21 protein-coding genes, 1 pseudogene and 1 riboswitch are annotated in these 23980 nt (G+C 42.0%); of the genes and pseudogenes, 13 read left to right on the top strand and 9 right to left on the bottom strand.

The features are described 5' to 3' along the window. Positions 1–2: 2 nt before the first annotated feature. From JOC94_RS12840 to JOC94_RS12860, 5 genes are all read left to right on the top strand, one after another. A complete protein-coding gene (locus JOC94_RS12840; RefSeq protein ID WP_077114022.1) occupies positions 3–1019 on the top strand; it encodes an ABC transporter ATP-binding protein in 1017 nt (338 codons plus the stop codon). Continuing rightward, a complete protein-coding gene (locus JOC94_RS12845; protein ID WP_077114034.1) occupies positions 1003–1986 on the top strand; it encodes an ABC transporter ATP-binding protein in 984 nt (327 codons plus the stop codon). The genes JOC94_RS12840 and JOC94_RS12845 overlap by 17 nt, the downstream gene beginning before the upstream one ends. 38 nt (positions 1987–2024) lie before the next feature. Continuing rightward, positions 2025–3113 carry a C45 family autoproteolytic acyltransferase/hydolase gene (locus tag JOC94_RS12850; RefSeq protein ID WP_077114021.1) on the top strand — a complete coding sequence of 363 codons (1089 nt, stop codon included), beginning with the start codon at positions 2025–2027 and terminating at the stop codon, positions 3111–3113. A gap of 50 nt (positions 3114–3163) precedes the next feature. Beyond that, on the top strand, positions 3164–4723 hold the full coding sequence (locus tag JOC94_RS12855) for an ABC transporter substrate-binding protein (protein ID WP_077114020.1): 1560 nt from the start codon (positions 3164–3166) through the stop codon (positions 4721–4723). 1497 nt (positions 4724–6220) lie between these two features. Then, the gene (locus JOC94_RS12860; RefSeq protein ID WP_139345744.1) at positions 6221–7081 is read left to right on the top strand and encodes a DUF1028 domain-containing protein; all 861 of its coding nucleotides are present in this window, start codon (positions 6221–6223) and stop codon (positions 7079–7081) included. A 223-nt stretch (positions 7082–7304) separates the two neighbouring features. Here the strand turns inward: JOC94_RS12860 and JOC94_RS12865 are convergent, their stop codons facing one another. From JOC94_RS12865 to JOC94_RS12875, 3 genes are all read right to left on the bottom strand, one after another. After that, on the bottom strand, positions 7305–7838 hold the full coding sequence (locus JOC94_RS12865; RefSeq protein WP_077114017.1) for a methylated-DNA--[protein]-cysteine S-methyltransferase: 534 nt from the start codon (positions 7836–7838) through the stop codon (positions 7305–7307). 1 nt (position 7839) lies between these two features. Continuing rightward, the gene (locus JOC94_RS12870) at positions 7840–8424 is read right to left on the bottom strand and encodes a bifunctional transcriptional activator/DNA repair enzyme AdaA (protein WP_236017091.1); all 585 of its coding nucleotides are present in this window, start codon (positions 8422–8424) and stop codon (positions 7840–7842) included. 116 nt (positions 8425–8540) lie between these two features. After that, a complete protein-coding gene (locus tag JOC94_RS12875) occupies positions 8541–9254 on the bottom strand; it encodes a 2OG-Fe(II) oxygenase (protein ID WP_077114015.1) in 714 nt (237 codons plus the stop codon). A 181-nt stretch (positions 9255–9435) separates the two neighbouring features. Here JOC94_RS12875 and JOC94_RS12880 point away from each other — a divergent pair, with 181 nt between their 5' ends. Next, complete coding sequence (locus tag JOC94_RS12880; protein ID WP_205179520.1) at positions 9436–10347, top strand: DNA glycosylase; 912 nt, start codon at positions 9436–9438, stop codon at positions 10345–10347. Positions 10348–11088: 741 nt separating this feature from the next. On the opposite strand, the gene JOC94_RS12885 is transcribed toward JOC94_RS12880, so the two are convergent. After that, a complete protein-coding gene (locus JOC94_RS12885) occupies positions 11089–12102 on the bottom strand; it encodes an LLM class flavin-dependent oxidoreductase (RefSeq protein WP_077114013.1) in 1014 nt (337 codons plus the stop codon). Positions 12103–12244: 142 nt separating this feature from the next. Here JOC94_RS12885 and JOC94_RS12890 point away from each other — a divergent pair, with 142 nt between their 5' ends. The 7 genes from JOC94_RS12890 to JOC94_RS12920 all read left to right on the top strand — a co-directional run bounded on the left by JOC94_RS12890 (position 12245) and on the right by JOC94_RS12920 (position 20375). Beyond that, complete coding sequence (locus tag JOC94_RS12890; protein ID WP_077114012.1) at positions 12245–12547, top strand: 4a-hydroxytetrahydrobiopterin dehydratase; 303 nt, start codon at positions 12245–12247, stop codon at positions 12545–12547. Between the two features lie 56 nt (positions 12548–12603). Further along, a riboswitch (TPP riboswitch) is annotated at positions 12604–12713 on the top strand. Beyond that, the gene (locus tag JOC94_RS12895) at positions 12703–13383 is read left to right on the top strand and encodes a thiamine phosphate synthase (RefSeq protein WP_083717749.1); all 681 of its coding nucleotides are present in this window, start codon (positions 12703–12705) and stop codon (positions 13381–13383) included. Its footprint overlaps the riboswitch before it by 11 nt. A gap of 14 nt (positions 13384–13397) precedes the next feature. Beyond that, positions 13398–13598, top strand: a complete 201-nt coding sequence (gene thiS / locus JOC94_RS12900) for a sulfur carrier protein ThiS (RefSeq protein WP_077114011.1) — start codon at positions 13398–13400, stop codon at positions 13596–13598. A 2-nt stretch (positions 13599–13600) separates the two neighbouring features. After that, entirely contained in the window at positions 13601–14368 is a 768-nt protein-coding gene (locus JOC94_RS12905) for a thiazole synthase (RefSeq protein WP_077114010.1), read from the top strand. Then, positions 14365–15378, top strand: a complete 1014-nt coding sequence (locus JOC94_RS12910) for a ThiF family adenylyltransferase (protein ID WP_077114009.1) — start codon at positions 14365–14367, stop codon at positions 15376–15378. Before JOC94_RS12905 ends, JOC94_RS12910 begins: the two co-directional genes overlap by 4 nt. A gap of 1652 nt (positions 15379–17030) precedes the next feature. Further along, the gene (locus JOC94_RS12915; RefSeq protein ID WP_077114008.1) at positions 17031–17687 is read left to right on the top strand and encodes a lysoplasmalogenase; all 657 of its coding nucleotides are present in this window, start codon (positions 17031–17033) and stop codon (positions 17685–17687) included. Positions 17688–18752: 1065 nt separating this feature from the next. Then, a complete protein-coding gene (locus JOC94_RS12920; protein ID WP_077114032.1) occupies positions 18753–20375 on the top strand; it encodes a Na/Pi cotransporter family protein in 1623 nt (540 codons plus the stop codon). Between the two features lie 352 nt (positions 20376–20727). Here JOC94_RS12920 and JOC94_RS12925 read toward each other — a convergent pair whose 3' ends face one another. The 5 genes and pseudogenes from JOC94_RS12925 to JOC94_RS12945 all read right to left on the bottom strand — a co-directional run bounded on the left by JOC94_RS12925 (position 20728) and on the right by JOC94_RS12945 (position 23207). Next, a complete protein-coding gene (locus tag JOC94_RS12925) occupies positions 20728–21102 on the bottom strand; it encodes a VOC family protein (RefSeq protein ID WP_205179523.1) in 375 nt (124 codons plus the stop codon). A gap of 177 nt (positions 21103–21279) precedes the next feature. Next, entirely contained in the window at positions 21280–21444 is a 165-nt protein-coding gene (locus JOC94_RS12930) for a hypothetical protein (protein WP_171974047.1), read from the bottom strand. Positions 21445–21446: 2 nt separating this feature from the next. Next, the gene (locus tag JOC94_RS12935; protein ID WP_077114006.1) at positions 21447–21677 is read right to left on the bottom strand and encodes a hypothetical protein; all 231 of its coding nucleotides are present in this window, start codon (positions 21675–21677) and stop codon (positions 21447–21449) included. A gap of 71 nt (positions 21678–21748) precedes the next feature. Continuing rightward, a pseudogene (locus tag JOC94_RS23555) lies at positions 21749–22562 on the bottom strand (lipid II flippase Amj family protein). 24 nt (positions 22563–22586) lie between these two features. Then, entirely contained in the window at positions 22587–23207 is a 621-nt protein-coding gene (locus JOC94_RS12945) for a flavin reductase family protein (protein ID WP_077114005.1), read from the bottom strand. Between the last annotated feature and the right edge of the window lie 773 nt (positions 23208–23980).

A 23980-nucleotide genomic window follows, 5' to 3' on the forward strand; every position in this document is an offset into this window, starting at 1 on the left:
AGATGTCTATTCAGCCACTTTTGGAAGTGAAACATTTAAGAACAACTTTTGCGACGGAACAAGGGCCTGTTGCGGCGGTTGATGATGTCACCTTTATGGTAAGTAAAGGGGAAACCGTTGGGGTTGTAGGAGAATCGGGTTGTGGTAAAAGCGTAACCTCTGAATCAATTATGAGGTTATTAAATGAAAAGACGACTACGTATGAAGGGGAGATTTTATTTGAAGGAAGGGATTTATTGAAGCTTAGCAAATCGGAAATGCGAAAAATCCGTGGAAATAAAATATCCATGGTTTTTCAAGACCCGATGACTTCTTTAAATCCGGTACAAACCATTGGAGATCAAATAGCAGAGGTAATTGTAATCCACCAAAAAGTGAGCAAGGGCACAGCACTAAAAAAAGCGGAAGAAATGTTGAAGCTTACCGGCATACCGGCGCCAGAAAAAAGAATACATGAATATCCGCATGAGATGTCTGGAGGAATGAGACAGAGAGTACTCATCGCCATGGCTCTGGCATGCAGGCCCAAAGTACTGATCGCGGATGAGCCGACCACTGCTCTTGACGTAACGATCCAAGCCCAAATCCTAGAGTTGATTGATGATTTGAAATCAGAGCTGGAAATGGGCGTGATGATGATCACACACGACCTGGGTGTTGTAGCTGAAGTGTGTCAGCGGGTTGTCGTCATGTATCTCGGCCAGGTCATTGAAGAAGGAGGGGTGGAAACATTGTTTTTCAATCCCCTTCACCCTTATACCAAAGGCCTGTTGAAATCAATTCCCCAGATCGACGGAGACCGGACGGAAAAACTGCATGTCATTAAAGGAGTTGTCCCGCCTTTAACCGCTATTCCAACTGGTTGCCGTTTTGCGCCAAGATGTGCGTTTGCCGATGAACAGTGTAAGAGTAGCACACCTGACCTACAAGAAATAGGTAATGGCCAGAAGGTGAGATGTTGGAAGGCAGACGAGTTTTTAAACAAGGAGGGTCATGGACAAAATGGAGCAACAGTATGAAAAGCAAGAACCTCTCTTGCAGGTTAAAGACCTCCAGAAACACTTTCGAATCACAAATCCGCTAGGCAAAGTGACCGGTCACGTAAAAGCAGTCAATCATGTAACGTTCGATTTATTCGAAAAAGAAACATTGGGGCTTGTTGGAGAATCCGGATGCGGCAAGAGTACTACCGGCCGAACCATTTTACGATTAACAGAACCTACTTCCGGTACGGCTTTATACAAAGGGCAGGATATTTTTTCATTAAAAGAAAAAGAATTTATGCCTGTCAGAAAAGAAATGCAAATGATTTTCCAAGATCCCCATTCTTCGCTTAACCCTAAAAAAAGAATCGGCTTTAGCATCGAGGAGCCCATGAAGATTCAAGGGATTGGAACAAAGACTGAAAGAACAGACAAAGCGATGGATTTGTTACATAAAGTTGGATTGCGCAAAGATCAATATGATCGGTATCCTCATGAATTTTCGGGAGGGCAAAGACAACGAATTGGTCTCGCGCGGGCACTGGCTGTCACGCCAAAAATCATTATATGTGATGAACCAGTCTCTGCTTTGGATGTTTCTATACAATCACAAGTCATGAATCTTCTGCAAGAGCTGCAAGAAGAGTTTGGACAAGCCTATTTATTTATAGCTCATGATCTCAGCGTTGTTCGCCACATTTCTGATCGAATCGGGGTCATGTATCTGGGCAATATTGTAGAGTTGGCACCAACCGATCAACTTTTTCAAAACCCGCTTCACCCTTATACCCAAGCTTTACTGTCTGCCATTCCGATTCCCAATCCGCGCAGAAAACGAGAAAGAATCGTCATGAAAGGAGATGTGCCCTCCCCGGCAAATCTGCCTTCAGGATGTGTTTTTCATACGCGGTGCCCATATGTCATGGATCGATGCAAATCGGAAGTTCCAACAACAATACAAGGGGCCAATGGCCATCAGGTTGCCTGCCATCTCCATATGTAGTTTTTGGGGTCAGATAAAAAAAGGGAGAGAGACAACGTATGATTAAGAATGTATATCTTCAAGGATCTGCCAAGGAAATTGGATTTGGTCACGGGAGTCAAGGGAAGCAAGAAATAATCAATAGCTTGGAAACATATGAAAAACTATTTTATGGGTTCAAAAAAATGAGATGGTCCGAAGCAAGGGAATACGCATTACTTCATTTAAAGGCGATTGAACAATATGATTTGCAGATGGTGGAAGAAATGGAAGGAATTGCGGAGGGCGCGGGAGTCGATTTTGAAGACATTTTAACATTAAATGCCCGAAGTGAAATAGCCCTGACCAATCAAGGAGAACTGCTGGCGGATGGTTGTACGACGATGGCGATCACTAGTCCCATTAGCAAAGACACCATCATTGGCCAAACTTGGGATTGGACCCCATCGCAAAAAAGAAGTTTGCTATTACTCCATATACAAGCCGAATCTAAACCCCGAATGACAATGGTGACTGAGGGGGGCCTCATCGGTAAGATTGGTTACAATTCGGCTGGAGTCGCCCTGTGTTTTAATGCTTTGCTGACAAATAAAAGGACAAACGAAATACCATTACATCTTGGTGCCCGTGCCGTCTTAAACTCTTATTCGCAAGCTGAGGCGATAGCCAAAATTGCAAATGGGCAAATAGCCGCCGCTGCCAGCTTTTTAATTGGATATGATGACGGCAGTGGAAACGGGATGGCAGTTAATCCGGAAATCTCCCCTTTTGGCATTGATTATGTAGGCGGGGATGAAGGTTGGCTGACCCATACAAACCATATTTGTTCCGCTCGTCTTAACAATAAATTGAAGGATTTGAATGACTTCAGGTTTGAGGATTCAATCCTTAGGAAGAAGAGGGCGGACCAGCTTATAAAAACAAGCCTTGCCGTCGGCGAACCGATCAATGAAAAAGTATTTGAGAGGTGGCTTTCCGATACATTTAATAAACCAAGTTCTATTCATCATTTTCAAAATAAAAATGTTCCTGAACATCGAAGGGCAGAAACGATCTTCTCGATTATCATCAATGTAACAAATAGGCGGGCACTATTACGGATTGGCCAAGAAGGAGAATTCAAGGAGATAGACAGCTTCCGAGAATGAGTGTGACGAATAGTCGGAAAAGAAAGATAATAAAAAGTGGAGGAAATATCATGAAAAAAATACTGATATCTTTTGTGGCAGTTATGATGTTAGTTGGATGTGCTTCATCGTCTGATGATGCGGGAAAAAGCGGAAAGAATGAAAAAGGCGGAACATTGAATGTTGCGTATATGGCACAACCGCCTACCTTGGATCCGCATGTAACTGTTTCTGTAGCCACAACTGATGTAGGACGTAATATTTTTGAAACCCTTTTGGCCTTTAACGAAAGGAATGAAGCCGCGCCATTACTCGCGGAGTCATTTGAATCAAGTGAAGATCTTAAAAGCATCACTTTTACATTAAGAAAAGGTGTCAAGTTCCATAATGGAAAAGAAATGACCGCAGATGATGTAGTGGCATCCATGGAACGCTGGAAGGTACTGAATGGCAAGGCAAGCACCTATTTTTCCAAATCCGAATTTGTAAAAGAAGACGATTATACTGTCACGTTAAAAATGGATAAACCATTTACAATCGCCAAATATATTTTAGCCACTAATATAAACTTCCCGGCTATTATGCCAAAAGAAGTGATTGAAAATGCGCCAAAGTCCGGAGTTAAGGAATATATTGGAACAGGACCATTCAAGCTTGAAGAATGGAAGCAAGATCAATATATCAAGCTAGTGAAAAACGACGATTATCAATCACCACGCAAAGAACCAGATGGATTGGTCGGCAAGAAGGAGGCGATGGTTGACGAATTGTACTTCCATATGGTCCCTGATGCATCGACCAGAACGGCGGGCATTCAAACAGGAGAGTACGATATAGCTCTGCAAATTCCATATGATAATGTTCCGGCAATAGAAGGTGACCCGAACGTAGAAGCAATGACCCATCCCGAAGGGTTCAGCACAGTTGTATTCAATAAGCGTAATGGGCTGTTTTCTAATGAAAAAGCGCGGCAAGCATTAAACCTTGCAGTAGATAAACAAGAAGTGATGATGGCTGCATTCACCGATGAAAAGTTTTATACATTGGAGCACGGATTGTTGACGAAAGAGTATGTAAGCTGGTACAGAGAACAAGGAAAAGAGCAGTATGAAGCGCATGATCCGGAGACTGCCAAAAAACTGTTCAAAGAGGCTGGCTATAACGGGGAAAAGCTAAAAATATTAACAACGAGAGATTATGAAGATCAATATCAAATCGCGGTCGTTATTCAGGAAAATCTTAAAAAAATAGGCGTCAAATCTGAGTTGCAAGTATACGACTGGGCAACGTTGATGGAAGTCAGGGAAGATGATACAGTCTATGATTTAATGCCAATGGGTTACAACCCGGTAACAGACCCAACGCAAATTAACTTTTTAGACTCCAGAATTCATTATACAGGCTGGTCGAATAGTCCGGAAATGGATCAATTGTTGGATGAATTGATGGTTGCTCCATCAGATGAAGATGCTAAAGAAATTTTCGGTAAACTGCAACATGAATCTTGGAACTATTTGCCTGCAATCAAATTTGGAGATTATGATAGTGTTGCCGCTATACGCACCAATGTGGAGCACTTTGAGATGTTTCATGGGCCAGTTTTATGGAATGTTACAAAGTCAAAGAAATAAATCGACAGAAAACAATCTTTTTGTAACGTTATGATCGGCTTGATTGCAAAAACGATGCAGCAAAAAACGGAAAAGCACCCTTTTTCAGCGTGAATAGTTCCGGTCTTTATGTGGATATCCGAGTAGAAGCAAAAGATGTCCACATTTTTATGAGAGAAAGGCTTTGGCAGAGTCGGTATCGGCAACTATTCGAGCGGAAAACGAACAAACGATGCGGCAAAAAACGAAAATCCCCCTTTCGAGCATGAATAGTTCCGGCCTTTTATGTGGATATCCGAGTAGAAGCAAAAGATATCCACATTTTTTATGAGAGAAAGGCCTTGGTAGAGCGGTATCGGCAGCTATTTGAGCGGAAAACGAACAAATGATGCAGTAAAAAACGAAAATCCCCCTTTCGAGCATGAATAGTTCCGGCCCTTTATGTGGATATCTGAGTAGAAGCAAAAAGATATCCACATTTTTTATGAGAGAAAGGTCTTGGTAGAGCGGTATCGGCAGCTATTCTAGTGGAAAAACTAGTAAAATGTAAGAGGGGGTCAAAGCCGGAGCCAGCGCTATAAAATGAGTTGTTATATAAGAGTATGGAAAATGGTTCCGGTGAAAGGGCCTGGGATCCAAAGCGGGTAGACTTTCATTTGTCATGTAACCCCGGGAAAATGTTCGTGTTCGGTGGAAAAGTACAGCAGAAAGTTGCCGGTGCCGAAAGTTTTGAAATGAGCAAATTTTCTATTGCAATTTATTGTCAAACTTTTGAAAATAACCTTTATCATTTTTAGATGGTTGAGTGTACTCCAAACTTACCGGAAGTTCTTTTAAAGAGGGGAGACCTGTGATATGATTTTTCATAATAGTCACTCTTTTAATGTGCTTTGTTTCTGCCAAAGGAGGTGACCTTGTCTGAACGAATTTGACTATGTCCTTCGTAAATGAGACTTAGTAGCGGTAATCAGAAATAACACTATGAAGCTTATATTGTCTGTGATGTATATGATTCGATGGAAGCTGTATGAAAAGGCATTGGTTCCCCCGGGTTTGGTGTTTATAGATTAGTCATGGCGGCCCAAAGTATAGGCTCCATCAAGGTACTTGCAGATTGAGAGTGCTGTGGGTGCTAAAAAATAAAAAAGGTAGAAAAGCCAATACTCTTGATGGGCTTCACCTATTAGGTAACTCGATTACGAATATATCTCCGGCCGTTTCAACATAAGTATAAAAGAATAAAGGCATCACCATAGCGGCGCTAGGATCTTTGTCCAACAGTCATCCGTCTATAATCTTCCTTTATTTCGGCTTTGGATGACTTCCAACATGATCTTCCATCTCAGGCTTAAAGCATCCGATAGGTGAGCGGGCGCTATGTGAAGTGGAGTTCAGAAATTCAGCGTATTGTCTCGCAAGTTATCCATTTGCCGGGCTGGCCATTCTCTTATCTCTTAGCAACTCATCTAGTTTGGCTATATAAGAAATGTGCGGGTCAAATAAAGTAAAAGGAAGGTTATGATGAAAATATTCAAAGATTTCATAAATACATATTCGATCGTTGGTTATGATCCTGAAACAGAAGAGCTTGGGGTAGCCGTTGTTTCCAAGTTCCTCGCAGTCGGTTCTATTGTGCCGTGGGCCAAAGCAGGAGCTGGTGCTGTGGCGACACAATCGTGGGCAAATCCCTTATATGGAAAAAGAGGGCTGGAGTTAATGGAGAGTGGGAAAAGTGCGGAAGAAACAATCAGCATCCTCACTGAATGTGACGAGCAAAAAGCCTTACGTCAGGTTGGAATGGTCGATGCGAAAGGGAACAGCGCCACATTTTCTGGGGATGAATGCTACAAATGGGCCGGCGGGATGTCGGGGAAACATTTTGCTTGCCAAGGAAACATTTTAGCGGGGCGAGAAGTTGTTGAAGCAATGGCCGCTGCATTTCAATCATGTAAAGGTGATTTGGCGACCCGTCTTTTAAAAGCACTCATGAGTGGGGAGCAGGCAGGGGGAGACAGACGTGGAAAGCAATCGGCATCTTTATTGGTAGTTAAAGAAAACGGAGGGTACGGCGGGATGACAGACCGTTATTTGGATCTTCGTGTCGATGATCATGAAGAACCTGTAGAAGAGCTTCTTCGCTTATTCAATCTTCATCAGCTTTATTTCAAGAAATCAAAAGGCGAAGAAATATTGTTCGTTGAAGGCGGCATAAAAGAAGATCTGGCATGTTCTCTGTACAAATCATCCTTATTGACTGCCAAAGATCCGACGGATGATCAGCTTCTTGACGCTCTCCAAGACTTTCATCTGATTGAAAATTTTAATGAAAGTATGCAGGTGAGAGGACAAGGTATTAGAGTGTTGCAATTTAAAGGATAAGAAGACCGCATAAAGACTTGGAGCTTCATTTCATCAGTTCAAGGTGGAAAGAGAGGGAGCGAATCACTTTAAAAAGGACCTGTTTCGCGAACGCAAAAACGCCAAAAAGGCGTCTCTTATAAGGAGTTGTAACAGGTGCAACACCGATAAATCCAAATCGTTGTTTGGTGTGTTGCTTTGCTAATGAGCGCTCTCTTTCTTTTTGTATCCTGCCGGAACGATGTTATTTATTCATAGGTGAGTTCGGATTTTCCAGTTCCAAAAGCTTGGATTTCATTGCAAGACCACCGCGATAACCGGTCAATGCGCCATTTTTTCCAACAATGCGATGACATGGCACTGCGATCATAATGGGGTTCGCGCCAATAGCTGCGCCGACAGCACGAGCCGCCGTTGGTTTGTTCAGGTAGTTTGCGATGTCGGAATAGGTCTTTGTCTGTCCGTAAGGAATCTCACAAAGAGTATTCCAAACTGACAGCTGGAATGGCGTCCCTTTGTAATCAACTGGAAATGTGAATTCTTTCCGTTTTCCTTCTAAATATTCGATGATTTGCATTTTATAAGGAGCGAGATTTTTCTCATGTTCAACGAGTTGGCTGTCCGGAAAATGTTTTTCAACCCATGCAGACAATTCTTCCAATGGTTTGTTAGGTGATCCAACATATACAAGCCCCTTGGATGTGGCTGCTATATAAAAACGCCAATTTTTATGTTCTAGCAAAGACCAGTAAATAGCGGATGTATGGTTTGATTTCATATTATTGATTCTCCTTTTTACGCTTGAACCGCTGCAGTTTACGATATTGTGCAGGTGTATGGCCAAACTGCTTTTTAAATAGTGTTATAAAATAGGGTGTGTTTGGTATTCCCACGCATATGGAGATATCCGTAATCGTTTTATTGGTTTGAGTTAAATACTCTTTTGCCGCGTTTAATCTCACTTGTTGTATATATTCGGCAGGTGTGATGCCTTTAATCTTTTTAAATGTTCGGTGTAAATGGTACGGACTTCCGTGGGCGATACTTGCCAGCGCTTCTAAATGTAATGGCTTTGTAAAATGGTTATGAATGTATTCCGTGACAAGAGCAATCCACTCATGATCAGGCAATTCCTCGTTAGTGGGCTTGCAACGTTTACACGGGCGAAAATTTGCTTGGAGAGCTTGCTCTGCCGTTAGAAAAATACGGACATTCTCTTTTTTTGGCACACGAGATTTACATGATGGTTTGCAGAATATCCTCGTCGACTTGACGGCGTAGAAAAATTGATGATTGTAAGAAGCATCATTGTTTATAATCGCTTGCCATCTTTCATTTGTCATGAATGTGGCGTTATCCGGCATTCCGCAACCCTTTTGAAAGCTATTCTGTTGTTTGCCTTCCATTATGCTCTCACCTTCTTAAGCAAATGCCCCCTAAACATTGAAATGGACGATTTTGCAGATATTCAATGGCAACCTCATTTCGAATCATGAAAAATAATTCCAAGTCCATAGCGTTCTCCGGAAGTAACAGTACTGACTCCATGGCGGATTTTCGTTTTATAATACCCTTTCTTACCGAAGAAAGGCCGATAGCTGGTGGGAAAAATGAGCGCCTCACCTTGTTCCAGCGTAATGACATGACCTCGGCTTTGAGCACGTGGAATTTGCTCCACCAGTATAAATTCTCCTCCCGCATAGTCATGATCCCTTTTGTTTAATCCAAAGACTACTTGGAAGGGGAAGAATATATCTCCATATAAATCTTGGTGCAAACAATTAAATCCTCCTTTTTCATACTTTAGCATTAAGGGGGTTGGCCTCGTTTGTCCATATGATTCACATATTTTTAGAAAATCTTGTAGATGATCCGGAAATTGTGCAGGCTGGTTTAAGTAACCCGCCCATCTATTGGCTGTTTTAGCCAGCTCCACATACAAAGACTCTCTTAATTGCTGTAGTGGGTCGGGCAGTGGATATAAAAAATATTTATACTCTCCATTACCAAAGCGGTATCTCTCCATATTGACAGTTGATCTGAATAACTCCTCTTGTTTATAAAACTCGATGAAAGAGGCGCATTCTCCTATCGTTAATAGGGATGGAAGTTTTGCAAATCCAATTTCATCCAATTCTTTTTGAATCGACGCCCAATCTACATTTTGAGTACGTGTCCTTATATTTAAAGACATTCAACCTCTCCCTTGTTCATGATTTTGTACAATCTAGTATAACGGCAGATGAAATAAAAAATAAGTTCTTTAGAACGTAATAGCAAGATATTGAAATTCTATCGGATGATGATGTGATAATATGTACATCAATTCGGTATAAGGACATAAAAATGCTTGCCATAATGAGGAGATGGATAACATGACATTCCGTACACTTGAAGATGACATCACCATAATGTTACCTGAAGATTTTGATCTGGAAGCGAATCTTGGGTATTTAACACGGGAAAAGAATGAATGCATGTATGAAATAGAGGATGGTTTTATAACGAAAGCCATTGCTATTGAAAAAGCTAGATTCTTAATACAAATAAGCGTTATCGCTAATAAACAGATGGTTGTTCGTTTTTTGGATGCCGCCCAACCTGTTGAGGAGTGGCATAGGGAGGAGATTGTCAAATATATTCGCGAATGGTTTGATCTTGATCGAGATATAACGCCATTTTATAAAATAGCAGAAGCCGATCCGCTTCTTAAAACGCCTGTTGAAAAGTTTCGCGGCTTGCGGGTTATTGGGATTCCCGACTTATTTGAAGCCTTATGTTGGGGTGTATTGGGACAGCAAATTAATATCGCATTCGCATACACATTAAAAAAACAGCTTGTAGAAGCATTTGGGGAATGTATGGAATGGAAAGGAAAAAAATACTGGATTTTCCCGTCGTACAAGCAAATTTCACAACGAACCACCAGCGATTTTTCAAATATTAAAATGACGCTACGGAAAAGTGAATATGTGATTGGCATAGCTAAGCTCATGGCAAGTGGAGAGATATCGAAGGAAGAGCTAATGAAAATGAGCTTTCAAGATGCCGAAAAGAAATTAACCCAGATTCGTGGCGTTGGTCCTTGGACGGCCCATTATGTTTTAATGCGTTGTCTTAGGTTCGGGTCTGCTTTTCCAATCGATGATGTGGGTCTTATGAATGCAATAAAAGTACTGCGTAAAATGGATCGAAAGCCCACCAAAAATGAAATAATGGCCTTATCGGCTTCATGGAAAAACTGGGAATCGTACGCTACTTTTTATTTATGGCGTACACTTTATTAGTGGGGAAGGGCCCGCAGCCGCGTGATCAGTGGAGACCAAGAAATGGCGGCGCCTGGATGATAGGATGCCATTTGAAAGTATAGTTTGGAAAGTTAGGGATAATATTGACAGATAGAGCCACTGCTGTTCATTTTCAATAAAGTCGGTTCGTTACAAATAAAACTTTGTTACATTTACAATAAAGATTTATAATAACACCAGACATGTTCCTCTAAAGGGCGATATGTCACTCAAGATTTTGAAGTGGGAGTCATACGGCACCTTACATGCCGGATAAATTGTCCCAGTGTATCATACGGAAGCTTTTAGCATAGTCAAAATAGGGTAGACTCCTGCGGGAATAGCTCGAGCTGAAGATCCCGCAGGAAAGCGAAATATGTTGACGTAGAGATGATAGGAATTTTTTTAACAAAAATAAGGGCTGGACATAACTCTGTAAAAATGAAATAAACCGCATGGAATCAAGTTTAAAACCTTGATTTCAGGCGGTTTTGTTTTCACGATGTAATATGAATCAGCTTTCAACTTCTGTCCCGGCCCCATTGTGCAATGATAAAGGAAAAATGAAACATCTTTATTGCGATCAGCTGTGTGAAAATGAATATGCTTGTACAAAATTATCATATAAGCGTATGATCTATAAACCAAATGAATGGGACGTCACAAGTAACATGGGGCTATACAGTCGAAACCCGCACGGTGCTGTTAGCGGGAATCGGGACCGAATAGGGAAAAGAACGCTCAAACTAACATCTCTGCGAGAATTTCATATGAGTGGACCCGGTCCTTTGGGTCAAAAATTTGTGAGTTAACGATGATTTCATCAGCTTCTGTTTCTTTTATAAATTCACGCAGCTTCTCACGAACGTAATCAGGGCGGCCCACAATTGTGGAGCGCGCATCAAGAGTCCGTTCAACAGAGGCTTTTTCAAGCGGCGACCAAATTTCATCCATATTGTCAACAGGCGGTTTTAATTGAGACGGCATGTTGCGTATAAGATCCAAGAACTGCTGTTGCTGGGAAGTGGCAAGCCAAGCGGCTTTTTCATCTGTATCAGCGGCTATGACGTTAACGCCAACCATTACATAAGGGCGGTCTAACGTTTTCGATGGCCGAAAGTTATTTTTATAAAGCTGTATAGCCGGTATCGTGTATTGGGGAGCGAAATGGCTGGCAAAAGAAAATGGGAATCCTTTATAAGCGGCGAGCCGGGCGCTAAAATCACTCGAGCCGAGCAGCCAGATTGGAATGTTGAGTCCTTCACCGGGAATGGCGCGCACTCGTGCTGTTCCATGAAAATATTCCTCCAACTCCTCCACTTGCTGCGGAAACTCTTCAGCTCCTCTGTTAAGTGTCCGTCTGAGCGCATAGGCAGTCGCTTGATCGCTTCCCGGCGCACGACCGAGTCCTAAATCAATCCTGTCGGGATATAGCGATTCAAGGGTTCCAAATTGTTCAGCAATGACAAGAGTCGCATGGTTCGGGAGCATAATGCCGCCCGCGCCCACTCGAATGGACTTCGTGGAGCCGGCGATATGGCCAATGAGGACCGATGTAGCGGAACTGGCAATACCGGGCATATTATGATGTTCGGCAAGCCAGTAGCGGTTAAATCCAAAGCTTTCGACAGTTCGTGCCAATTCAACACTGTTTTTAAAGGATTCTGTTGCCGTGCTTCCTTCGGTAATGGGAGCCAAATCGAGAACTGACAATGGGGTCCCATCAAACAGTTTTATGTCAGGTGAATGTAACAATGGAATCACTCCTTGGTTTCTCTTATAAAAGATGATAAAGTGTTTGCAAAAGCACGTCCAATAATCCGTTTTTTCATGTCGAGTCGAACGGAAGTTTTTGTCATTGCCAAATGATCATTTTCTCGTTTTGGAGGGATATTGTATGGAACGTTTATCGCAAGAAGAAATAGCCGTGAAATTGCAAGAAAATAAAAATTGGAAACTTGTTGATGAAAAATGGATTACGAGAAAGTACCGTTTCCGCGACTACTTAAAAGGAATCGACTTTGTGAACAAAGTGGCACAAGCTTCGGAAAAAGCGCAACATCATCCATTTATATCAATCGACTACAAGCTTGTGACACTTAAAATTTCTTCTTGGCGAGCCCGTGGCTTAACGACACTGGACTTTGAAATGGCAGATCAATATGATCAATTTTACGAGGAGTGTATGGAAGAAAACTAGAATACTTTCCAATATGAAAAGTTAATGCTATCATTACTACAAGAATCATTCATATGCAAAAGCACTGGGGGAATCCTTGAAAAGGACTGAGAGAAGAGTGCGCACTCTGATACCCTTATCACCTGAACAGGTTGGAACCTGCGGAGGGAAGTGACATGCCGATTTATATGATAAATCTGGCCGCTTCCTTTATGGTAAGTGGTTTTTTTGTGTTTAAAGGGGGCATGCAGTTGAAGTTGATTGCTGTAACAAATGATAGATGGCCGATCAAAAAGGTAGGACAAATAATGGTGGAAGCAGAGCCGTTTGTCGATCATTTTATCATCAGGGAAAAATCAAAAACGGCTGATGAGTGTATGCAACTGATCCAGTTGGTATTACGTGAGGGAGTCTCTTCTGAAAAACTGATTGTAAACGACCGGGTAGATGTAGCTGTTGCGGCAAATATCCGAAGGGTGCATCTTCCGGGGCGCGGGTTGGATGTGCAAACGGTAAAAAGGTGTTTTCCCCGACTATTAGCAGGATGTTCTGTTCATTCCGCGACGGAAGCCGATCAGGCAATCGCTGGCGGAGCTGATTGGATATTATATGGACATGTGTTTGAAACAGCCAGCAAAGGGCATCTGCCGCCGCGCGGACTTGAAGAGTTTTCAGAGATAAGCGTGAAATACGATGGCGCAGAGATTTATGCGATTGGGGGAATCAAACCGGAACATATCCCCGAACTGAATGCAGCAGGCGCCTCGGGGATAGCCGTGATGTCAGCGATTTTTGAAAGCAAGGATCCATTATCTGCCGCAGCGGCTTATGATGACGCCAGGCAGGCAATCACTTGAGAGGGGGGAGCGAGATGGAAGTGAAATTAAACGGCCAGCTGTATGAGTTGCCTGAACATGTTACGACCATTCAAGAGCTGCTCGATCATCTTAAGTTGTCCAATCGAATTGTCATTGTCGAGGTAAATAAAGAGATTGTTCAAAAGTCCGATTATGGAAATCACATTCGTGAACGAGATGAGATTGAAATGATTCATTTTGTAGGAGGAGGATAAGCATGTTAAAAATAGGAGAGAAGACATTTGATTCAAGATTGTTGTTGGGTACAGGAAAATACCCTTCATTTGAAATACAAAAGGAAGCGGTTCGCGTATCGGAAGCAGAGATTCTTACGTTCGCGGTAAGAAGAATGAACGTATTTGAACCGTCTCAACCCAATTTTTTGGAAATGCTTGATTTGAAAAAGTATACCCTTCTTCCCAATACGGCAGGCGCTAAAACAGCGGAAGAAGCTGTCAGGACGGCACAACTTGCTCGTGCATCTGGATTATGCGATATGGTGAAAGTGGAGATTATCGGATGTGACCGATCGTTGCTTCCTGACCCTGTTGAAACGTTGAAAGCTTCTGAAATGTTGTTGGAGGACGGTTTTACTGTACTTACGTATACATCAGATGATGTTGTACTTGCCAAAAGATTGGAAGATCTGGGAGTCCACGCTGTCATGCCGGGCGCTTCCCCGATTGGCTCGGGACGGGGAATCTTAAACCCTTTACATCTCAAATTTATTATTGAGCAATCATCTGTTCCGGTCATTATTGACGCAGGTATCGGTTCTCCGAAGGATGCGGCTTACGCAATGGAGTTGGGAGCGGACGCCGTATTGTTAAACACTGCCGTTTCAGGAGCAAAGGATCCAGTGAAGATGGCCCTTGCTATGAAACTAGCCATTGAAGCAGGAAGGCTCGGATTTGAAGCCGGCCGGATCGAAGAGAGGGATTATGCGGTGCCGAGCAGTCCTATTGAAGGATTGCTTCCATCGTGAACAGCCGTTACTCGAGACAGGTACTGTTTGAACCGATCGGTGAAGCCGGTCAAAAGAAAATTTCTCAATCCCATATTTTAATGATCGGAGCGGGGGCACTTGGATCTGCAAGTGCCGAAATGCTCGTTCGTGCAGGAGTAGGGAAGCTGACGATTGTAGATCGGGATATACTTGATTGGAGTAATTTGCAGAGACAGCAGCTTTATACCGAGCAAGATGTGATCGATCAGTTGCCAAAAGCGGTTGCGGCCAAAAAGCGGCTTGGCGAGATGAATAGTGAAGTAGACATTGAAACGATGGTTGCGGATGTAACAGCAGAAAATGCTGAAGAGCTTGTCAAAGGAAAGACGTTAATTGTGGATGCGACGGACAATATCGAAACGAGATTGTTAATGAATGACGCATCCAGAAAAGTAAATATACCGTTCTTTATGGGGGCTGTCGTCGCCAGCTACGGCTTGACCTATTCGATTGGGTGGAACGACCGTCCATGTCTCCATTGTCTGCTCAATACGCTTCCGCCGCAAACACTCACTTGTGATACAGCGGGGGTAATCAGCCCGATTATTCAAGTGGTAACAGCACATCAAGTAACCAACGTATTCAAATATATCGTGGGAGAAGAAGTAGATCACAGGCTCAAATCGTTTGATCTTTGGACGGGCGATCAAGCGGCAATTGATGTAAGACAGCTGCGTCGTCCAGATTGTCCAAGTTGTTCAGAACAAGCGACCTTTCCGTTTTTATCCAAAGAAAATCAAACAAAAACAGCGGTATTATGCGGACGGGATACAGTTCAACTCACACTATCGCGTGAGAGGATGGTCGAGCCGCGCCTGCTTTCTGAAACCATTCGTCCGATTGTAACAGATCTTGTGTCTAACCCGCACCTTGTGGCCTGCCAATTTGACGGTCACCGGATTGTTTTGTTCCGTGATGGCCGTCTGCTTATTCATGGAACGAAAGATATTGTGAAAGCAAAATCGCTTGCGGCCAAACTGTTGGGGTAAATATTGGTCTGCCAAAGCGGATCTATCCTTTAAAGGATCAATACGAGGTTGGGACATAAGCAAATACGAAATAGCAAAAGCCGAACAATGCATTTAAAATTGTTCGGTTTATTTGTGTAAAAAAAAATCCCTATTATCGCTACGTCAACATATTTCGCTTTCCTGCGGGATCTTCAGCTCGAGCTATTCCCGCAGGAGTCTACCTATTTTGACTACGCTAAAAGCTTGCGTATGATACACTAGGAAAATTGATCCGGCATGTAAGGTACCGTAAGACTCCCACTTCGAAAACTTGAGTGAATACAAAAGGCCTAAGTGTGAGAAAACGGCACCTAAATGCCCGATTGGTTCAACTAACATTCAGGAGGAGATGGAAGAAAACTCCTACTGAATGAAGTTTCACTTTATGGTTCGTTTTTTCATCAGCTGATTTAGTTGTGTTCCGGCCTCCTCTTTTTTAGCCATTTTCATAAAATTGGGAGAGGTGGGGAGGGCAAGCTCTCCCGCAAAATAAAACCTATTTTACAGTCAGCAGTGTTATTGTGTGAAATACGGCCTTTTATTTACACGGCAATGGACGCAGATATTTTAGGGTGCTTATAATTTGGCCTAATAGACTCCGACGATGGCATAAAGACTTATCTTTATAAAAGTGTTTCCTGAATAATAGGAATCACAAGCGGCAGATTTCCCCATTTGTTTGCCCCCTGGAAAAAAGATCAATTTGCTGCTCTGTTCATTCAAGTCATACAAGCTGTTGCTTTTGCTCTTTTAAATTGTACATCCGTGCACAACGCACACCGTCTTTGAAAGATAAGAATTGTAATCCTTCCGTACGAGCTAACTGTCTTTTTGAGAGTGTTCGCTTTTAGGCAATTTGAGCTGGTTCAGAAAGAGAAAGAATCTGACATGAGGAAAGCTCAGTTGTAAAATGCAATGGATTGCAAAACACATCATTTCATGGTTCCAAATATTCATTAGCAGCGTTATTTAGGGGACGATTTTGATAATACTGTCTTTTTCCTGACAAGTATTTTCACGTTCGGCTCGAAAACAAGATTCTGTCCAGCCACGGGGCGCGCTTTTCTCCATGTTACTTCGTTTATTTTCAGTTGCAAAATACATCTGCAGCTTATATACTTATTATTAATAATTATTGGAAAATTACATCATTAGGACAGCATTTCTTATCCAGCGGTTGGGGGAAGTTGAGTGAATGTCATCATTGCTTTTTCATGTTCAAAAACGAACATTAGGAAATTGCTTATTAAGCTGGAGACCCGCGGGAGTGATGGGGAGGCTAAAGCCGACCTGCGAAAAGCGTTCGCCTGTAAATAAGAATGATATCTGTCACATTGGACATTTCGCTTGCATTACAGTGATTGATGAAATGGATTCAATGATATTCACCAGCCTGTTGGGTGAATCCCAAAGAGACGTTTTACAATATTCATAAGCATTCCAGCTTGTCTTTTGCTCCATTTTGAATGGCTAGTGCTGTGACATTGAGTTAACGGCTATGATATGAAATTGGCAGGTGGCGTTTTTTCAAAAAAAGTTTCATTTGGTACACGTTTTCTCTACTATTTGTATTTGCCGTTCTTGCTGGTATCTTGGAAATGAAAGATGTCAAATAGGGGAAGGTGGTATTTTTGCAATTGAAGCGTTTGCCAGTCCTGATTTTGGTGACAAGTATTTTGTATATTCTTATTATTCCGGCTGATCCCTTACTGTTAAAATTGTTTTTTAAATTAATTCCAATGATACTTATTATCATGTACGCTTTCTTTACATTACCAAAGCAAAAAACAAAAGCACATTGGCTGCTTTTGCTTGGCTTCGTTTTTTGTTCCATTGGTGATGGAACGATACATTGGTTTATTGTTGGTCTGACAGCCTTTTTAATTGGCCATTTATTCTATATAGCTAGTTTTGCTTTTCAATGGAGGTTTTCCAAGTGGCGGTTTGCATGTGTTCTTCCTCTTATTCTTTATACCTGGGTGTTTGGAAGGCCATTAATTCAAGCACTTACAAACTCTGGAGAACAGGCTCTCATTTTTCCGGTTAGCATTTATATGATTGTGATCGCAAGCATGACTTGGTTCGCTATTATGACTGGAAATGTTTATCTTGCCTTAGGCAGTATCTTATTTGTTATTTCAGATTCCTTTTTAGCCTGGAATCGCTTTGTTTCTCCCATTCACTACGAGCATATACTTGTCATGTCCACGTACTATGCCGCTCAATTTTTCATTGCTTACAGCATCAGGAGTAACAAAAAAGCAAATGCGCTTAGTATGGTAAGTTAACCCCGTTTTGCATAAAATAATGGAAGTTTGAACGGATCGTGGATGTAATGTTCAATATAAATACGAAAAAAGTACACTCGACTATTGGAAACCTCTTTCCCTTTCGCATGGAAACCCTGGATTGATTGTTTTTTTGATTAAACAACTACTTAATGGTAAAAATTGAAATTTGATAACGCGTGAGCATATGAAAATGACTGAAAATATAATAAAAAAAGACTATTCAGATCGAAGTGTTTCATTGTTTACTAGTTCGGCTGGGATTAGCTATGCTATATATCATGCATAGAAAGATGGAACTAAGGATAATAAAATGTTAAATGAGTTAGATACATATTTTAAATGACCTTGGGAATCGTTTTGCTCAAAAGTATTATGATGCGTGGCACAACAGAATTAAGTTATGATCTAGTAACAGGAATTACAGGTGGTCTTTGGCCTTAGGTTCATCACCCCAGGAGCCGGAGGGCATGCAAGGAAGGGATATTGCCGCCCTGCTCCGAAGGCATCAGTGCTTTTACCTTGACAAAGATATCCGTATTCATACAGCCTGGATATCAGCTGGCCTTTCCATCCTTTCCCCGCCTTTCCCTCATAATTGGATACTTACCGCTCATCCGCAACTGACAAACAACCCTTTTGAGATTCAAAAAGACATGAATGAAGAAAAAAGCCATGAGCAGACTAAACTTATCTGTCATTTTTGCCTCCTACAATAAAACCAAAATGTTATTGCTTAAAAAATCCTCGATGGGATGATATTCAGAGCAGTTTATTAGGAGATTGAATTTGATTTAAATCTTATTTTAATCCGCTAAAGTTAAATCTGTTATTTGTGTCCATTTAAAGTACAGTGGTCTGATAAAAAGTTTGATTCCGCATGAAATAGCGGCAAAATCATATTCACTCAACTAACAATGGAAATGAATGAATTGATTTCTCGCTTTATTGAAACATTTCCATAAATGTTTACAAAATCTTTACATTAAGTTGATTTACTTTTTACAGTATCTTAATATAACATGGTGAAAGAGCAAAAATATGTCGAAAAAAAGGGCTGAAGAAATGGATTTGCAAACAATTCTTTTCATGTTTTTTGGAGGACTCGGTATTTTCCTTTATGGCATCAAATCAATGGGTGATGGCCTTCAAAAAGCGGCGGGAGACGGACTTAGGGATTTGCTTGACCGTTTTACAACCAATCCCTTTTTGGGTGTATTAACGGGTATTGTTGTTACGGTTCTCCTGCAAACGAGTTCGGGCACAACGGTATTGACGATTGGGCTTGTCACAGCAGGATTTATGAATTTAAGGCAAGCGATTGGCGTCATCATGGGCGCCAATATTGGAACGACCACAACTGCATTTATTATTGGGATTAATATATCGGACTATGCTTTGCCAATTCTTGCATTGGGTGCCTTTTTAATATTCTTTTTTAAGAATCACAAGGTCAATAACTTTGGTCAAGTATTTTTCGGATTCGGCGCTTTGTTTTTTGGGCTGAATTTAATGGGTGACGCGATGAAGCCTATGCGTGATGCGCAGTTTTTTACAGATTTAACTGTCAGCTTCAGTGACAACCCGCTTCTTGGAGTACTGGCCGGCGTTGTGTTTACGGTTATTATCCAAAGTTCATCCGCCGCTATTGCCTTGTTGCAAACATTGTTTGACCAAGGGGCTATTAACTTGCATGCCGCCTTGCCGGTTTTATTTGGAGACAATATCGGAACAACCATCACAGCCGTGTTGGCTTCCATTGGCGCATCGGTGGCAGCCAAGCGCGCTGCGTTGACACATGTCATTTTCAACGTCATTGGAACAACCATTGTGCTCATTTTATTTGTTCCATTTACTCATTTTATCGAGTACATGCAGGCGAGCCTTGATTTGAATCCAAGAATGACGATTGCTTTTGCCCACGGGCTTTTTAACGTATCCAATACGATCCTGCAATTTCCGTTTATAGCAGTGCTTGCATGGATTGTAACCAAGCTTGTTCCCGGCGAAGATACCACAATTGAATATAAACCGGTCCATTTAGGAGAAAAATTCATCCGCCAATCTCCTTCGGTTGCTCTTGGACAGGGAAAAAAAGAAGTAATACGGATGGCAGAGCTAGTTGAAAAAGGAATGGAAGAAATTAAAGCCTATTACAAGACAAAGAGTAAAAAAAATCGGGAATTGCTCCCGCAAATCGAAGATGCCTTAAATAACTTGGACAAAACCATTACGGATTACCTTGTTCAAATCTCTTACCACTCCTTGTCAGATCAAGACATAAAAATCCACAGTTCTCTTTTGAATACAGTCATCGATTTGGAGCGGATCGGGGATCACATTGAAAATATAACGGAACTCGTTGACAGCCAATTACAACAAAAGGTGAAATTTTCTGATTCGGCGATCAATGACTTGGACAGGATGTTTGATTTAACTATATCTACGCTCCGTCAATCTATAGAGTCGCTTGAGGCCGATGATGATTCGCGTGCACGGGCAGTGCTGGAAAAGGAGCAATTGATTAATAAAATGGAGTGGGAATTACGCAAAAAACATATTCAACGCCTCAATGACAATCTATGTACAGGCACCGCAGGTATTGTCTATGTCGATATCGTCAGCAACCTTGAACGAATCGGAGACCACGCTGTCAACATCGCTGAAGCGGTCATCGGTGAAACGTAATAAAGTGAATTTTCAGTTAGTGGAAGGCTTAGCCTCACCAGATGTGGCATTTTTGTCCCTCTAATTCCCACTGATAAAAACAGAATAGAGGCTAATCGAAAGCGTCCTGTTGGCAAGCTAGCTCAGGAAGCGATCTCCTCGAAGCCTGAGCTTTTTTCTTTGCGCGTTGTAGATGTTAACGAAGCTTCCCTTTTCTGGTAACTTCGTTTGCACTCGTATGTATGCCACAACGTCTAAGTGATCGACATCCTTGCAAAACATGCGATGTGTCGCGGCCGAAGTTTTTTCTTGCCGAATTCTTAAAATGGGATTATTGCATAAAAGACAGTTCTTCAAATGAGGAACGGTCTTTTTATTTTTGATCATTAAACTGCCAAGAAATACCAAAGCGGTCGGTGATCCAGGCAAATGTTCCGAAAGGATATTCACCAAGCGGCATGAGCACTTCCCCGTCTGTTGACAGTTGCTCATATAGATTTGTGACTTCTTCTTTGCTATCGCAGATGACAAATATGGAAAAAGAAGGAGTAAAAGTAAAAGCGTGTTGAATGCTGCTGTCAATGCACATGAACTTTTGCCCTTTTAACGAAAAAATGGCTCTGAGTACTTTTCCATCCTCGGAATGGGTTACTTCTGTTATTTCGGAGCCTTCGATTAAAGACGTATAATGATTCATTGCTTCTTCTGCGTTTCCTTGGAACATGAGAAATGGTAAAATCTCTTGCATTTTCAAACAGCTCCTTATGTTTTTCTTAAATCATAACCTTATCATTTAATAAGGAAAATAAAAAAATCCTGTATTCAAAAACAGGATTTTTGGGGTGAAAGGAAGCAGTACACATCGCCGGGAAAAACCCCGCGATACACGTTCACATACCCATTGCCTGGCAGACCGGTTTGTCGCTTACTTAGATTTTTTTATGGAGCGGCTGCTTTTGGCAAGCTTGTTTCTTTCGCCGTCATCAGAAAGCTGTTCAGCGAACTCGTAATTTAATGATCTTTGAATATCCGCATAAGACATGTTGTTATTAGGCGCAGCTTCTTCATTCAACCTTTCTTTTTTTGCCATGTTTACACCCCTTCCCGGTCGCTGAAATAAGGATTGTCGGTTGTTGAGAAATCAGCTGACTGCAAGCTTGTGTTTTTCTCCATCCCGTACAACGACGGACTTTCTTCTTGATCATCCCGCCCTTTTTCTTCCCCTGTTTCCATAACAGACATGAAACCGTAACCAGTAGGACTTTGTTCAAGCACTTCTTTCGGTGCATTTTTCAACGATTTGTACGGTTGCTTTTTTTTCATGATAAGCTCCTTCCGAATGGTCCATGTTCTCGTTATTTATTGTTGCCCCGTCTGTCCATATCAATCCTTTTTTATGGAATAAACTTTGTAAGCCAGGCAACATAGAATGCCCCCGGAATAAACAATGCCTGTGCAAGGATTGTTCCGAGGAAGCGGGAGGCAATCATCATGACAGAAACACCTTTCAGTTGAAGATAATTACCCCTTTGATTGACGACATCGTCGGCCAACACCGACACTTTCGGGTCGACAAAAACAACAAGGAGAATAGTGGCTACGCCATTGATGAGTCCCGAAGACATGATGGTGGTGGCGCTTCTTTCGGGAGCGAGCAATGACGCATATAATGCCGAAAGGACTCCCGTCGTATAAATCGCAGAAATGATCATATTCAATAAAAATAACCGGACAGGAACCTCTCTGAGTTTGATTCCCTTTAAATAGGAGAGGGCGGGGGCGTGGATATGTTCAATCCCCCGCCGTATGTATTTGATTGAAAATCCTTTGCGAAACAGTCCTGGGACCGACCCCCTCTCCTCGGAAAGATGAATAATGGCTCTGGAAAAAGGGCAACGAATGTTGGGAGTAAAGGATTCCAAATATCGTTCCCAAAGTAGATGAACCGATAATGACGCGAAATTGACCTTCTACAAAGGCGAGAGCATTTTCTTCCGGGGCGTTATCAATCAGCCTGCCCGTAAACGGCTGCTGCATCATGTTCGCCAGCCGGGAAACCGTTACCATTATGTTGAATAAAGATAGGGCGGAGGCAATCATCCGTACCCTGGCTCCCGAAAGCCTAACCGCATACGCCAAAATCTCAATCGAGTGGATAAGAAAAATAAACAATGCAATGAAAATGAGCGTTACTGTAAAAAGTTCCAAGTAATCTTCAACACCCTGCCAATATTATTTCGGCCTTATTAGTTTGTAAATATTTCCAATTTCGGCATATTCATTTCCCGCCAGGCGGGCGACAGGCTTAAGTTTGTCGGTAAGGATATAGCCATTTTTTTCATCATATACATCTTCAGCCATATGAATATAAATAATCCGCGCCAAGATGAGGTCAGCCGCTGTCACGCCTTCATCATTTTTTATTTCATACTGATGCTCCACCTTGCACTCGAATCGCACCTTCGCTTCTGCAACGGCCGGAACATTTACTTTTGTGCTTTTAGTGGTTTGGAGGGAAGTCAGTTCCAATTCACTATCACCAGCTGGCAAGGTTGCTGCTGTTTCGTTGACATCCTTAATGATATGATCGGTGCTGATATGTACAACTAATTCCCCGCTGGACACCGCATTCCGAGAAGTGTCTTTCATTTCTCCGTTTCTTCTGCCGATGGATAGCGAGATAATCGGCGGGTTGCTGGAAACGACATTAAAGAAACTGAAAGGAGCCGCATTGGTCACCCCTTTTTCCGTAGAAACCGTTGTGACGAAAGCAATTGGCCGTGGGGCAATCGTCCCCGTCATCAGTTTATATACATCTTTCACTGCCAGTTCATCTGGGTTAAAAGTCAGCATGATTCACATCCTCCCCACTCATCATAACTACATACTGAATTTTATGGTACACGGTTCTAATCAAAAAGGAAACGGTTACGCTTTATTTTGCGGTTTCTCATGTATTCCTTCAAACCGCGCATTCGTCTATACCATGCAGAAAAAAGGGGTTGGTACATAAGCAAATACGAAATAGCAAAAACCGAACAATTCATTTAAAACTGTTCGGTTTATTTGTGTAAAAAAAATCCCTATCATCGCTACGTCAACATATTTCGCTTTCCGCAGGTCTCTTCAGCTTCCTCGGAAAGCAAAGGTCGCTTTCCTGCGGGATCTTCAGCTCGAGCTATTCCCGCAGGAGTCTACCTATTTTGACTACGCTAAAAGCTTGCGTATGATACACTAGGACAATTTATCCGGCATGTAAAGTGCCGTAAGACTCCCACTTCAAATCTTAAGTGAATACAAAAGGTCTAAGTGTGAGAAAACGGCACCTAAATGCCCGATTGGTTCAACTAACATTCAGTAGGAGGTGGAAGAAAACCCTACTGAATGAAGTTTCACTTTATCCCGCATGTAAGGTGCCGTAATACTCCCACTTCAACATCTTGAGTGAATATAAAAGGTCTAAGTGTGAGAAAACGGCACCTAAATGCCCGATAGGTTCAACTAACATTCAGTAGGAGATGGAAGAAAACGCCTACTGAATGAAGTTTCACTTTATCCCGCATGTAAGGTGCCGTAATACTCCCACTTCAACATCTTGAGTTAATACAAAAGGTCTAAGTGTGAGA

It is taken from the genome of Siminovitchia thermophila (assembly GCF_016909185.1).
Classification (GTDB): domain Bacteria; phylum Bacillota; class Bacilli; order Bacillales; family Bacillaceae_C; genus Siminovitchia; species Siminovitchia thermophila.